The organism is Komagataeibacter diospyri (assembly GCF_006538165.1).
Taxonomy (GTDB): domain Bacteria; phylum Pseudomonadota; class Alphaproteobacteria; order Acetobacterales; family Acetobacteraceae; genus Komagataeibacter; species Komagataeibacter diospyri.
Window position 1 is genome coordinate 1 of sequence record NZ_BDLU01000059.1, and the last position, 11,943, is coordinate 11,943.

General features: G+C 61.3%; 16 protein-coding genes and 1 pseudogene. 16 read left to right on the forward strand and 1 reads right to left on the reverse strand.

What is annotated here, in order from left to right; all coding sequences use genetic code 11:
* Positions 1 to 243: 243 nt before the first annotated feature.
* The 4 genes from MSKU9_RS13600 (at position 244) to MSKU9_RS13615 (ending at position 4,250) form a co-directional block, all read left to right on the forward strand.
* A complete protein-coding gene (locus MSKU9_RS13600; protein ID WP_141261935.1) occupies positions 244 to 1,446 on the forward strand; it encodes a DUF932 domain-containing protein in 1,203 nt (400 codons plus the stop codon).
* A gap of 83 nt (positions 1,447 to 1,529) precedes the next feature.
* Positions 1,530 to 1,961 (forward strand): hypothetical protein, encoded by a 432-nt coding sequence (locus MSKU9_RS13605; RefSeq protein ID WP_089179455.1) that lies wholly within the window; start codon positions 1,530 to 1,532, stop codon positions 1,959 to 1,961.
* Positions 1,958 to 3,004, forward strand: a complete 1,047-nt coding sequence (locus MSKU9_RS13610; protein WP_141261936.1) for a DUF7146 domain-containing protein — start codon at positions 1,958 to 1,960, stop codon at positions 3,002 to 3,004. The genes MSKU9_RS13605 and MSKU9_RS13610 overlap by 4 nt, the downstream gene beginning before the upstream one ends.
* 310 nt (positions 3,005 to 3,314) lie before the next feature.
* A complete protein-coding gene (locus tag MSKU9_RS13615; protein ID WP_086613206.1) occupies positions 3,315 to 4,250 on the forward strand; it encodes a DUF2493 domain-containing protein in 936 nt (311 codons plus the stop codon).
* A gap of 74 nt (positions 4,251 to 4,324) precedes the next feature.
* Here the strand turns inward: MSKU9_RS13615 and MSKU9_RS13620 are convergent, their stop codons facing one another.
* Complete coding sequence (locus MSKU9_RS13620; RefSeq protein ID WP_141261938.1) at positions 4,325 to 4,723, reverse strand: hypothetical protein; 399 nt, start codon at positions 4,721 to 4,723, stop codon at positions 4,325 to 4,327.
* A 55-nt stretch (positions 4,724 to 4,778) separates the two neighbouring features.
* Between MSKU9_RS13620 and MSKU9_RS13625 the strand changes: the two genes are divergently transcribed.
* The 12 genes and pseudogenes from MSKU9_RS13625 to parA form a co-directional block, all read left to right on the forward strand.
* On the forward strand, positions 4,779 to 4,994 hold the full coding sequence (locus tag MSKU9_RS13625) for a hypothetical protein (RefSeq protein ID WP_003617598.1): 216 nt from the start codon (positions 4,779 to 4,781) through the stop codon (positions 4,992 to 4,994).
* A gap of 18 nt (positions 4,995 to 5,012) precedes the next feature.
* Positions 5,013 to 5,336 carry a DUF736 domain-containing protein gene (locus MSKU9_RS13630; RefSeq protein WP_141261939.1) on the forward strand — a complete coding sequence of 108 codons (324 nt, stop codon included), beginning with the start codon at positions 5,013 to 5,015 and terminating at the stop codon, positions 5,334 to 5,336.
* A 342-nt stretch (positions 5,337 to 5,678) separates the two neighbouring features.
* Positions 5,679 to 5,831 carry a hypothetical protein gene (locus MSKU9_RS18280; protein ID WP_162853823.1) on the forward strand — a complete coding sequence of 51 codons (153 nt, stop codon included), beginning with the start codon at positions 5,679 to 5,681 and terminating at the stop codon, positions 5,829 to 5,831.
* A gap of 157 nt (positions 5,832 to 5,988) precedes the next feature.
* Positions 5,989 to 6,273 carry a helix-turn-helix domain-containing protein gene (locus MSKU9_RS13640; RefSeq protein ID WP_141261940.1) on the forward strand — a complete coding sequence of 95 codons (285 nt, stop codon included), beginning with the start codon at positions 5,989 to 5,991 and terminating at the stop codon, positions 6,271 to 6,273.
* Between the two features lie 11 nt (positions 6,274 to 6,284).
* Positions 6,285 to 6,563: a DNA -binding domain-containing protein gene (locus tag MSKU9_RS13645; protein WP_141261941.1), complete on the forward strand. Its 279-nt coding sequence runs from the start codon at positions 6,285 to 6,287 to the stop codon at positions 6,561 to 6,563.
* 132 nt (positions 6,564 to 6,695) lie between these two features.
* Complete coding sequence (locus MSKU9_RS18605) at positions 6,696 to 6,995, forward strand: transcriptional regulator domain-containing protein (protein ID WP_227002501.1); 300 nt, start codon at positions 6,696 to 6,698, stop codon at positions 6,993 to 6,995.
* Complete coding sequence (locus tag MSKU9_RS13655) at positions 6,958 to 7,461, forward strand: DUF2285 domain-containing protein (RefSeq protein WP_227002502.1); 504 nt, start codon at positions 6,958 to 6,960, stop codon at positions 7,459 to 7,461. The genes MSKU9_RS18605 and MSKU9_RS13655 overlap by 38 nt, the downstream gene beginning before the upstream one ends.
* Before the next feature lie 109 nt (positions 7,462 to 7,570).
* Positions 7,571 to 8,658: pseudogene (locus tag MSKU9_RS13660) on the forward strand (cation:proton antiporter domain-containing protein).
* Positions 8,659 to 8,794: 136 nt separating this feature from the next.
* The gene (locus MSKU9_RS13665; RefSeq protein WP_141261942.1) at positions 8,795 to 9,856 is read left to right on the forward strand and encodes a type II toxin-antitoxin system VapC family toxin; all 1,062 of its coding nucleotides are present in this window, start codon (positions 8,795 to 8,797) and stop codon (positions 9,854 to 9,856) included.
* A 227-nt stretch (positions 9,857 to 10,083) separates the two neighbouring features.
* Entirely contained in the window at positions 10,084 to 10,377 is a 294-nt protein-coding gene (locus tag MSKU9_RS13670; RefSeq protein WP_012222350.1) for a helix-turn-helix transcriptional regulator, read from the forward strand.
* Positions 10,377 to 11,429 (forward strand): replication initiator protein A, encoded by a 1,053-nt coding sequence (locus MSKU9_RS13675; RefSeq protein WP_141261943.1) that lies wholly within the window; start codon positions 10,377 to 10,379, stop codon positions 11,427 to 11,429. The genes MSKU9_RS13670 and MSKU9_RS13675 overlap by 1 nt, the downstream gene beginning before the upstream one ends.
* Positions 11,426 to 11,943, forward strand: a 518-nt coding sequence (gene parA, locus MSKU9_RS13680; protein ID WP_141261944.1) for a ParA family partition ATPase, incomplete at its 3' end; no start/stop codon positions are given. The genes MSKU9_RS13675 and parA, both read left to right, overlap by 4 nt.

An 11,943-nucleotide genomic window follows, 5' to 3' on the forward strand; every position in this document is an offset into this window, starting at 1 on the left:
CAAATAAAACACCTCTCTCACGCCGTGGTGACAGACAGCCACGCTACACCATTCCCGCGCAGCGGGTTCGTTCTTCCCCCCATTGCTGTCGTGATTTCGGGTAGGTGACGGGAACGCCGTGTTCCGGGATGAGGGGCTGGGTATTTCTGGGGTTGGATGGGATCCCGCGTGGGAAGTGGTGATCAGAGGAAGAGGGCGGCTTCGCCTTCTGTGCCGAATAACCGGCATAGAGGAGAGTTTTCCATGACCACGCCCACCATCCTGCCCTCTGCGTCCCGTGGCGCCGCGTCCAGCGGCTTTAAGATCGATCCCTCCCGCGGCAGCCGCAATGCACGCGTGTCTTCGGAGTGGTTCTCCCGCCCCGATGACGAGCGCTATCTGTCCCTGTCTGACCTGCATGCCGCCACGCTTGCCCGTGCGGATCGGGCCACCGCCCGCACGGTAGAGAGCCGCGCCATCCGCATCGAGGCCTCGCGCGACAATGCCGAGCACCTGACGCTCACCGTGCCGGGACAGAACGAGCCGATCGCACCGACACACTGGTCGTTCGGCCAGATGTGCAGCCTTGTCGGCGCGCCGTCGTCCTATCTGCGCAACCTTCCGGCTCCGCTGGCGGCGATCAACCTGCAGCACGGGCTGCTGTCGCATCGCGCCGAACTGGTCAAAACACTGGAGACGGAAGACGGTCGCGTCGAGCTGCGCGCCGTAACCGGTCCCGATTATGGCCGCATCTGGGACCATGAACTGGTGGGTGCCGTGCGGAAGATCGCCGGTGACGGCACGGGCGACACCAACTGGAAGGTGCCGGGTGTCATCGACTGGGCGACCATGACCCATAATCCGTATGTGGACATCACGAAGGAGACCACGACGCTGTATGCGTCAGACAGGGATGTCTTCCTGTTCCTTGTGGACGATACGCATCCCATTGAAGTCGGACGCCTGCCCAATGGTGACCCCGATCTCTATTTCCGGGGTTTCTACGCGTGGAATTCGGAAGTCGGCAGTAAAAGTCTCGGCATTGCGTCCTTCTACCTGCGCGGCGTGTGCCAGAACAGGATGCTCTGGGGCGTAGAGAATTTCGAACAGATCACGATCCGGCATAGCAAGTTTGCAGCATCCCGTTTCGTGCATCAGGCGACACCGGCGCTCCGAAATTTCGCCACGGCCAGCCCGGCGTCATTCGTTTCGGGCATTCAGGCCTCGCGCCGGGCGCTGGTGGCGAAGAACGATGACGATCGTGAAACGTTCCTGCGTCGTCGTGGGTTCTCGAAACCGGAAACCGCGAAGATCATCGAAACCGTGCTGCACGAGGAAGGCCGCAAGCCCGAGAGCGTGTTTGATTTCGTGCAGGGCATTACCGCACTGGCGCGGACGAAGGCCAATCAGGACACGCGGCTGGATCTGGAAGAGAAGGCCTGCAGGCTGATGGAGCGTGCGTCCTGAAAAACGACTGCACGCTTTTCCGCCAATACGTTTTTACGAGCCCGGCCCCTGCGCCGGGCTTTTTCGTTTCGGGAGTCATTTCGATGGCTGATTTTTTCACGCATTTTTCCTGCGTTCTCGACGTGGGCACGGTGGACAATGCCGCAAAGGCGCTCGATCTCTACAACGCGTTCATGGATGAACTGGCGGCGGAAGATCCGCCCTCTGACGGGTTCCGGCTTTCCGTAGAACCGGAATATGGTGGCACCAGGCTCTGGATGCGCGATGACGTGACCGGTGATCCGCAGCAGGTCGTGGAATTCGTGCTGCGCTGCGCGCGGACCTTCCGGTTGCGGGGCCGATGGGGATTCCAGTGGGCCAATACGGCATCCCGTCCCCGGATCGGCGCCTTCAGCGGCGGCGCGCATCTGCTTGACCTTGGCAGGAGCAGGACGATTTCATGGATGACGACCGATCGCTGGCTGGCAATCGCCCTGGATGGAGGCGATCCCGACACAGGAGGGCAGGGCCGATGACCGGACATGATGCAGGTGATCTCGCCCGCCGTCTGGCGGAGAACGCAGAGGCGGTGTGCCGTCGGTATCTGTCCGCCGGTCGCCGTCACGGCAATTACTGGCTGGTCGGAGATGTGCACAACACGCCCGGCCGGTCGCTGTTTGTCCGGCTGCATGACACCGCCAATGGCAGGGCCGGTAAGTGGATGGATGCGCAGTCCGCCGAGCATGGCGATCTGCTCGACGTGATCCGCGAAAGCCTCGGTCTGGTGGATTTCCGCGACGTGGCCGATGAGGCGCGTGCGTTCCTCAGCCTGCCACGTCCCGACCCGGCATCGTCGTCACAGGATCGTCCGGTCCGTGACCGTGGCTCCGCCAATTCGTCGGAAGCCGCGCGTCGGCTCTGGGCCATGTCCGGGTCGATCACGGGCACGCCCGTAGAAACGTATCTCCGCAGACGCGACATGACGCTTTTGCACGGAACCGAAGCCCTGCGCTTCCATCCGCGCTGCTTTTACCGTCCGGACGAGCACAGTCCGACGCAGACCTGGCCCGCGATGATCGCCGCCGTCACCGACCTCGACGGCACGTTAAGCGGCGTGCATCGCACCTGGCTGGCGGCGGACGGGCGTGGCAAGGCCCTGGTCGATCATCCGCGTCGTGCGCTGGGCGACCTGCTCGGCCATGCCGTGCGCTTTGGCACGGTGTCTGACGTTCTGGCAGCAGGCGAGGGGATCGAGACGGTGCTGTCGCTGCGGCAGGTTCTGCCCGATCTGCCGCTGGTCGCCTGCCTGTCCTCGGCGCATCTCGCCGCCCTGATCTTTCCGCCGCTGCTGCGCCGTCTCTACGTGCTGCGCGATGACGACCCGGCCGGAGACCATGCGGCGGCGACCCTGATGGCCCGGACGCAGGAGGCCGGGATCGAGTGCCTTGTGCTGTCACCACGTCTGGCGGATTTCAACGATGATCTCCGCTACCTCGGGCGCGGGGCGATGCGGGCGATCCTGCATCCCCAGCTTGCCCCGCAGGACGTGGCGCGGTTCCTGCAACCCGTCGCGCACTGAGGCGGGCCGGGAAGGGGAAGGGTCTTCTTCTTTCCGGTATGGCGCGGGGCTGTCCCGTTTCCGGATGGGGCGCGCCCGTGGCCTTTCTTGGAGGGGAGCGGGCGTCAGCCAGGCTGGGCCTGCAATGGCGGAGCCGGCTATTTTCCGCCGCGCGTGCCGCGCTTTGCATCGCGAAGCAAAATAGCCGTCTCCCTGCCATCCTCCACAGCGTTGCGGCCGCGCGTTGCGCGGTTCCGGCCCGGCCTTCGTCTGCCGCTATCCGCCCCCGGAAAGACCGCGAGGGGCGCGGCCAGAACCGGAGGACAGATCCATGACCCGCACACAGGACGATTTCGAACCCGCACACGCCACCTCTTCCACCGCGCATGTGCTGGCGGAACTCCAGCTTTACGGCCACCGACCCTTTGAAGACGAGCCGGATCCAAGGCCGCTGCCCGACGCCAGCCAGATCGAGGGCGCGGTGGCCGATATCTTCGACGCCCTGTCCGCCACGCTGACCGACACGCGGCTGGAACCCGATCTCGAACCGCTGCTCTGGTCCACCGTCAATGTCTTTCACCGCATGGTCGGGCAGGTGGAGCGCGATCTCGACCGCAACGAGGCGGCGCAGAAGCGCAGCCAGCAGGAACAGGATGGTAGTGAGATCCGCTCGGTGGAACTGGAACGCCTCATTGCCGAGGGGCTGACCCTGCTGGAACGACGCAACGCTTACGAGATCTTCCGCGACCTCGCCTGCGACCAGTTCGAACGCCTGACCATGTCGCCCTGGCGACCTCGCTCCGGTTCGCTGGTCAGCCGCAGCACCCTGACGGCGTCGATGATCGACAGCCGTGATTTTCTCAACGCGCGCCGCAAGGCCGAAACCGAACTGCTCGTGCCTCCCGGACCAAAGGTCGCTGTGACCGGCGGGCTCGATTACGAAGACCATCACCTGATCTGGAACCGGCTGGATAAGGTGCGCGAGAAACATCCCGACATGGTGCTGTTGCACGGAGGTTCGCCGAAAGGAGCGGAGTTCATCGCCTCCCGCTGGGCCGATCATCGCGAGGTCGCGCAGATCGCCTTCAAACCGGACTGGAACCGGCACGGCAAGGCCGCCCCGTTCCGGCGGAACGATGCCCTGCTGAAAGTCCTGCCCGTCGGGGTCATGGTGTTTCCGGGATCGGGGATTCAGGACAATCTGGCTGACAAGGCCAAACAGATGGGTATCCCGGTCTGGCGGTTCCGCAAGGACAGTGGCGCGTAAGCGCCATTGTCTCTTTCGACCATATCCAGAAAATGATGAGTTCTGCTCACGATTTTTCACGTGGCACTGATCGATCAGAACTGTCCGTCGGGCTCCCCGTTGCCCGCGCTGCCGGTTGAAGCAAACGGGATGGACCGCGCCCCGGAAGGCCCCGCCCGGAGAGATCGGGTGCGGAGTGTGACCTTTTTCCCCATTCCGGCTGCAGGGACGATGGATGAGGGAGCGGTGGTCCCTTCCTCACCTGTGAACAGGTCGAAACAGCAGTGGCGAAGGAGGGATCGTCCAGCGGGCAATTGGCTGGCCTGCCTTCGTTGGAACGACGGGTCCATGCGGCCCGAACCGTTCGCAGCAGGGACGCGGCAGTCGGGGGCGGGTGTCTGGCCGCGATCCGTGCCACCAGCAGGGAAGACGGTTGCCCGGGCGAGTGCGATATTCTTCTGTGTCGCACGTTCCCCACCTGTCGGACCGGTCATGCCGGCATCGTCTCTCCATGGGGCTGGCGGGTCCGCACACCATGGCCTCTGTCGGATGGCTGATCTAGCCGAAGACCGGCTGCGCCTCGATCGGCTGGCCGCAACGGCGTTCCAGAACTTTCTTCCCCTGACGGCTGCGCCGTCATTCCTCGCGAGACAAGAAAGTTCCGGCCCTGCCGTCCTCCGCTGCGCTTCGGCCCTGAAGGGTGCTCTGCCGCTCGCCTCCGGCTGGTCGATCGCCATCGAGGCCACGGTGGTCGCGGCCCGATAACAGCATGGAGATACGACAATGGCTAACATCGGTTCCTTCAAGAAGGTGGGCGAAGGCTTCGAAGGCGAAATCGTCACCCTGGCCCTGCAGGCCCGCAACGTCCGCCTGGTGGCGGAAACCAGCCGGGCCAACGACAACGCCCCCAACTACCGCGTCTACCTCGGACGGGTCGAACTCGGCGCCGCATGGCCCCGCCGCTCCAACGAAGGCCGCACCTATCTGAGCCTGAAGCTGGACGATCCCTCCTTCGCCGCCCCGATCTTCGCCAACCTGTTCACCGACGAAGAAGGGGAAGGTTACACCCTCATCTGGACCCGGCCCCGCAGCCGGAACGGGGAGTAAGCTCCCCACCACCAACCCCGCCCGGTCTCTCCGGGCGGGGCCTTCCGGGCTTCTTTTCCCGCGGGCTCTTCCGGGGCGCGGGCGGCAGCGCTGGTCGCCCGACGTGGAAGGCAGGAGGAACAGAGGCTTTCCCTCAGCCTTCCCATTGTACCATGCGCGAGGGCGAACCGTGTCAAGGACGCGTGGTCCCCCCAATTTTGCCCGGCGCACCCGTGCCGGGCGCACCGAACAAAATCGGCTCCCCCACGCGCCGGCGAGCCGGTCGCCTGCGGCGATCCCTGACCCGGTCCACCCCGGCATGAGCCGTCCGTCCTGTCTTCGAGAAACGAAAGGTACAGGACGATGACCACACTACACGACCACATCCAGATGCTGCGCGCCGAACTGACCAGCTTTCACCTGAGCCGCCGTGAGCGGCAGCAGATCGAGCGCGAACTCAAAGAGGCGCTTGCCCGATGCGCAACAGAGCACCACGACGAGTCGGCCCCCGTATAGCGCGGGGGTCTTTTTGTGTGGTCGCCCGTACCATCAGAAATTCAGACGCCGATCTGCTTTTACCATCCTGCTGAAAGAACGGTGTTGAATATCCATAATACGACTATTATAGTCGTATTTCTGGTGTGTTGGCCTCGCGTGTCGGATGTGATCGTGGATGATCACAGGCCGACAGGTAAGGGCGGCACGGGCACTTCTGAACTGGACACAGGAGATGCTTGCTGAAAAGGCCCTCGTAGCATTGACCGCGCTCAAGCGCCTTGAATCCGAACGCGGTCTCGGCGTTCATGAAAGCACGACCGACCAGGTCCGTCGCGCGCTGGAAGCGGCGGGCATCCTGTTCATCGAGTCCGGACAAGGACGCGGCGTCATGTTTCTTCACGAGACTTCCGGCATCGAAACGCGGCAGGCTAGGGTGCGTCGCGTTCGTTCTCCGACCTGATCGGACCGATCATGCAGAAGCCCCCGCTCGACCCGTCCGTCGCCGACAGCGCCCCGGAAGCGTCCTGTCTCACCGGCTATGACGAACAGCATCTGATCACCTATCTCCGCCTGCTGGATGCCGAGGCCGATGGCGCCGACTGGCGCGAGGTCGCCCGCATCGTGCTGCACCGCGACGCCACGGTTGACGCCGAGGGCGTCCACCGCTGCTGGCACAGTCATCTGGCGCGGGCGCACTGGATGACCGAGCACGGCTACCAGCATCTCCTGCGCGGCGGCGCGCCCCACTGACCCCCTGAATCGTTGCGTGACCTGCAAGACCTGTTGCAGGACCGGGGCGTAGCGGGCAACGGGACGGTCTGGCATACTCTCGCGAGCAAGTGCTTGCCCTGTTCCTACCCGTTACGCATCGGAGACGACGCCATGAGCCGCGCCAACTGGCGATCGGCGGGCGCGTACGAGGGCCTGCGGTCGCTCGACGCCCCTGCCTTTGCCTTGCAGTTTGTCAGTCGCAATCGGGACTTTATCCGCGATCGTGCCGCCCTTCAGCGCGCCGCGCGCCGGGCCGCGCTGTCCACGTTAGACGCCGAAGCCTTCGCCCGGCGCTGGGGGTTGCGATTTCGAGAGTGTCCGCACGGCCCTCGATCCGCGTACCGCCCTCTGGACTGTTGCGGTATCGCCAGCCGTGATTGCGGTTGTCCCCCTGCCGACAGCACTGGCTGACGCGGCGTCTCGTCCGCTCTCTCTCGCCCGGGCAGGACTGCCGCCCGACATGGCGGAAGAAGTGCTGGTCGAGCGGGGGGAGACGATCCTGCGCCTGTACGTCCTGCCGCCTGACGGGGCTCCGGTCGGCGTGTTGCTGCCGTTCGACGCATTGTTCGAGGTACGCGTCCAGGCCGCCTTGCGGCTCTGGCGCGTGCTGATAGATCGGCGTCCCGGTCGTGATCCGGCCCGCCTGTCATCCGATCGCATCCGCAGGCTGATCCTGGCGCTCCGTACGCTTGACGGTCTGGACAGCGGGGTATCGCAGCGCGAGATCGCCGGCGTTCTGTTCGGTCGGGAGGTTTCCGCTGGGGATTGGCTTTCGCACGATCTGCATTTCCGCATGAAACGGCTGGTACGTTTTGCGCGGGCGCTGCGCGACGGAGAATACCGGCGTTTGCTGTTGCATCCATCCCGGGGGCGATAGGACGACTCGTCCTTGCGTGTGCCACTTCTCAGACAATCAAGACTTTCGAGAAGCAGCCAACATCCGGTTTTTCTCGACGTAAGGAACAGGAGCAGCCAGCGGTGAGGGCATGGATACCATCAGCCTCCTCGCCCTGCTTCTGACTCTCTCGGCAGGGTTTAGCATTCTCAATCACCACACGTTTCGCCTCCCTGTAACGATCGGCGTGCTGATCTTTTCATTGCTGGCTTCCCTGCTGGTCATGATCCTGAATCCGCTGATACCGGCCTATGACCTTCAGGCTCTCCCACGGTCTGTGCTCGGAGCGATCAATCTCCCACGGCCCTTCTGAATGGCGCGCTGTCCCTCTTTCTGTTTGCCGGGGCCACGCAGGGGGATGTCGGGTATCTGCGCGCAAAGCTTGCCTCTGTGGCCGCCCTTTCTGTTCTGGGGACCGTTCAGGCCGTTTTTGCAGGAGAGAGTCTGTTCAATGATGGCGTAGGCGTGGTGATTTTCGGCGTCACGATCGGACTGGCGACCGGGGACAGTCTGGGAGTGACCGCCTCCGAGATTGCTCTGAGCTTTTGCCGCGAGGCGATTGGTGGCGGTCTGCTGGGCGCACTGACCGGATGGATCGCACTCCGTGTGCTTAAGGGACAGCGGGACCCACATATCGATCTGCTGACGTCGTTGGCTCTGGCGACCGGAACCTTCAGCATCGCCAACCTGCTTGGCATGTCGGGTGCAATTGCTGTCGTCGTGGCGGGACTGTGCTTTGGAACAAGCTATAGCCATTCCGTTTTCGATGAGGCATCCCGAAAGGAACTCGATATCACATGGGCACTCATTGACGAGGTGCTGAACGTCCTGCTGTTCATGCTGATCGGCTTTGAAATCCTTGAGATCACGCTACATCTGTTTACGGTGCTGGCGACACTTGCCGTGATCCCTCTGTCCATTGCCGTGCGGGCATTGAGCGTGCTGTTTTCAACGCTTCCGGTTCATCTCAGGCAATGGCAGCGGGGCCGTGTTCTTGGTATCCTGACCTGGGGCGGTCTGCGTGGTGGCATCTCGGTTTCGTTGGCGCTTGGATTACCGCCCGGAGAGTTGCGCGAACTGCTGCTGCCCGTCTGTTACGGCGTGGTGGTGTTCACCATCATCGTGCAGGGGCTAACCATGGAGCGGGTTGCCCGTAGGCTTTATCCGGCATCCGTTTAAACGGTAATTTTGCTTGTTTCACCTCGGTCAACATGATGCGACGTGGTTGTCGCGCTACCATGGAGCATCGATTTTTCGCTTCCAGCATTTAGTTGTCTACTGCAAGAATATAAATGATAAATAAAATGTATAATATATGAATATTTTATTTAAAAATATAGATATGATTTTAGCATTGGAGGAAAATTTAAACATGCCAAATCGGATTGATCGGAAATCACCTATACGCATCATGCTGGATACAAACATTTGGAGTGAGTTCGCTAAAGCCGACGTAGGCCCTGATTTGCACCGGGCTATTAAACGTACCAATAATATTATTGTCGTTCCGCCACTAATTCTTTTTGAAGCTCTAGCAACCCCCGCTGATGAGCATCGTCATCGATTAGTAAGGTTACTTACTATGCCCACTTGGACACGCCTAATGCCAGAGGCTTACACTTTATCTCAGGAAATTCTTTCAGAAGTTAAGCGGTTGCGACCCGAGTGGCTCCGTCATGAACCCAACACTCAACGCTTCCATAAGCTACGTTATGATTGGACGCGAAAGACCAGAGGATTCTGGGAGCGAGCACGTTATCATTCGGAATTACTTAGAAATGCATTACGGGAGGATGGTGGTTGGCCCCGTAATTTACTCGAAATGGCAAGGAAAGATTATGCTGATCAACGAAGTCTAAATAAGGAGCAAGGCATTCGTGATATTGGTTCACTCAAAAATTGTGAGGGAACATTTCCAGCCCCTTTGCCTGAAGGGATCACAGATGAACCTATTCAATTCTGGAGGATACGTTCGTGGGCTTCTGTAACAAGAGCGCTGGCATATCCTGAACACCCTCTTGGTGAATGGTTAACGCCTTTTCTTGATTTTGATCGGATGCAGTTTTCTTTGGCATCGTGGAATCGTTTTTGGTTGCGAGAAGTCAATGAAAAACAGATGAAATGCTTCTGGTTACACTATGCTTTCGAAATGCTGCAGTCCGTACAAAAAGTAACACCTGGGACGCCTGCTGATGCAGCGTTGTCCGTCTATCTCTGTGAATCTGACTTGGTTATATCTGCAGATAAAAATTTCATACGAAACATTGATGGAATCAGGAGTGCTGCACCATGTGGAGTTCCTATTGCAAGAATAGTACAGGGTGGATCGTCTGGTATCCAAGAAACCTTGGATATCATAAATAATTATTATTTATAAATAAAACAATTTAATGTGCGTTGTTTATTTTTATAAAATTATATTTATTAAATACTGTCAATGTGACTTATATTGGCGGTAGGCATGCGGTGATTTTTCACCTGTCACGGACCGATCTCATGCCTCTGCGAGATCGGTCCTAGTTCCGAACCTACCCGCTCCGCCACGCTGATCCCTGCTGGCCGCATTTGTCCCGCGGCCCCAGACAAGGATCACGGAGCCTTCTCATGTCCGCCAATTATAGCGATCTGCCGCCGCGCTACCTGCGCACGCCCGACGCCTCGCGCTTCGTCGGACTGTCCATTCGCACCCTGGAAAAACACCGGATCTACGGCACCGGCCCGCGCTACTCGAAGCTCGGCGGCCGCGTGGTCTATCGGGTCGATGAGTTGCAGGCCTGGGTCGAGAGCGGGGCACGTGCCCACACCTCCGACACGACCGCAGGCACCGTGTCGGCCGCCGCGCGGCAAAGCCCGCTGATCCCGCCGACACCGGCGACCTCACGCGGGAACCGACGCTGATGTCGTCCGGCTGGAAACATTCCGAACGTGGGCAACTGGAACTCTTCCATGCCATCGCGGGAGATTTCGCCCCTCGTGATGCGCAGGATCTGATGGCGTTTCCGTTCTTTAGCCTCGCCAAGTCCCCTCGCATGGTTCCGATCGATTACCGGACCCCCGATGTCACGATCCGCGTCGAGGCGTCCGCCGAACATGGCATGGCCACGATCTGGGATGCCGACATGCTGATCTGGGCCGCCAGTCATCTCGTTGCCGCGCGCGACGCCGGCCGGCGCACGTCGCGGCTGATGGTGGCCAGTCCGCGCGAGATCCTGACCTTCATCGGCCGGGGCGACAGTGCGCGGGACTATGAGCGGCTGGAAGCAGCCTTTGACCGGCTGCAATCCACCACGATCAAGACCTCGCTCCGGCAGACCGGGAAGGGGCAACTGCACCGCTTTTCCTGGATCAACGAGTGGAAGCGACATACCGCGCGGGAAGGGCGCACCCGTGTGATAGAATTGATCCTGCCCGACTGGTTCTATCAGGCCGTGCTTGATGACGCGCTCGTTCTGACTATCGACCCGGCCTATTTTGGCCTCACAGGCGGCCTGGAGCGCTGGCTCTATCGCATCGTGCGCAAGCATGGCGGCCGCCAGCGTGCGGGCTGGGCCTTCGGCCTGCGCCATCTCTACGAAAAATCCGCCAGTCTTTCCCCCTATCGCCGCTTTGCCTTCGAACTGCGCGAGATGGCGAAACGGCAGCCCTTTGCCGGCTATCGGCTGTCGGTGCGTCCCGACCGTAACGGCAATGACACGCTGGCCTTTGCGCCTGTCAAATTATCCACAGGCACCTGTGGACAGGCTGTGAATCCATCCGTGCTATCAGTTGTGGATTTATCCGTGCCATCACTGCCACGGCATCCGTGCTATCGTTTGCGGAAAACGCCGAATCACGACGTTGAATCAAAGAGTTATGGCACCCTTAACTTAGAATCTAACTTAAAAGAGTCTAACTTTAAGGATGTTGGCCCTCCTTCCGATCCGTGGATAAGCCCCGGAGAAGGGTCATGATCGTGGCCTTCCTCAACCAGAAGGGCGGCGTCGGCAAGACGACGCTGGCGCTGCATCTCGCGGGCCAATGGGCTCGGGAAGGCCAGCGCGTGACGGTCATCGATGCCGACCCGCAGGGCTCGGCACTGGACTGGTCGGCGCAACGGGCGCGGGAAGGGTTGCCCCGGCTGTTCGGTGTCATGGGGCTGGCGCGCGACACGCTGCATCACGAAGCTCCGGCACTGGCTCAGGGGGCGGATCACGTCGTGATCGACGGTCCACCTCGAGTAGCGGCATTGCTGCGCTCGGCCCTGCTGGCCGCCGACCTGGTGCTGATCCCGGCCCAGCCCTCGCCGTTCGACGGCTGGGCCTCGGCCGAGATGCTGCGGCTGCTGGAGGACGCGCGCTTCTTCCGTCCCGGCCTGCTGGCCCGCTTCGTGCTGAACCGCTGCGCCGCGCGCACGGTCATCGCCCGCGAAACCCGGCTGGCGCTGGTGGGGCATGAGCCAGCAGCACTCACGGCACGGATCGGCAA

Excerpts from the sequence above, each read along its gene's own strand:
- MSKU9_RS13600 (WP_141261935.1), top strand. The coding sequence starts at position 244 with ATGACCACGCCCACCATCCTGCCCTCTGCGTCCCGTGGCGCCGCGTCC.
- MSKU9_RS13605 (WP_089179455.1), top strand. The coding sequence starts at position 1,530 with ATGGCTGATTTTTTCACGCATTTTTCCTGCGTTCTCGACGTGGGCACG.
- MSKU9_RS13610 (WP_141261936.1), top strand. The coding sequence starts at position 1,958 with ATGACCGGACATGATGCAGGTGATCTCGCCCGCCGTCTGGCGGAGAAC.
- MSKU9_RS13615 (WP_086613206.1), top strand. The coding sequence starts at position 3,315 with ATGACCCGCACACAGGACGATTTCGAACCCGCACACGCCACCTCTTCC.
- MSKU9_RS13620 (WP_141261938.1), bottom strand. The coding sequence starts at position 4,723 with ATGACCGGTCCGACAGGTGGGGAACGTGCGACACAGAAGAATATCGCA.
- MSKU9_RS13625 (WP_003617598.1), top strand. The coding sequence starts at position 4,779 with ATGGCTGATCTAGCCGAAGACCGGCTGCGCCTCGATCGGCTGGCCGCA.
- MSKU9_RS13630 (WP_141261939.1), top strand. The coding sequence starts at position 5,013 with ATGGCTAACATCGGTTCCTTCAAGAAGGTGGGCGAAGGCTTCGAAGGC.
- MSKU9_RS18280 (WP_162853823.1), top strand. The coding sequence starts at position 5,679 with ATGACCACACTACACGACCACATCCAGATGCTGCGCGCCGAACTGACC.
- MSKU9_RS13640 (WP_141261940.1), top strand. The coding sequence starts at position 5,989 with ATGATCACAGGCCGACAGGTAAGGGCGGCACGGGCACTTCTGAACTGG.
- MSKU9_RS13645 (WP_141261941.1), top strand. The coding sequence starts at position 6,285 with ATGCAGAAGCCCCCGCTCGACCCGTCCGTCGCCGACAGCGCCCCGGAA.
- MSKU9_RS18605 (WP_227002501.1), top strand. The coding sequence starts at position 6,696 with ATGAGCCGCGCCAACTGGCGATCGGCGGGCGCGTACGAGGGCCTGCGG.
- MSKU9_RS13665 (WP_141261942.1), top strand. The coding sequence starts at position 8,795 with ATGAATATTTTATTTAAAAATATAGATATGATTTTAGCATTGGAGGAA.
- MSKU9_RS13670 (WP_012222350.1), top strand. The coding sequence starts at position 10,084 with ATGTCCGCCAATTATAGCGATCTGCCGCCGCGCTACCTGCGCACGCCC.
- MSKU9_RS13675 (WP_141261943.1), top strand. The coding sequence starts at position 10,377 with ATGTCGTCCGGCTGGAAACATTCCGAACGTGGGCAACTGGAACTCTTC.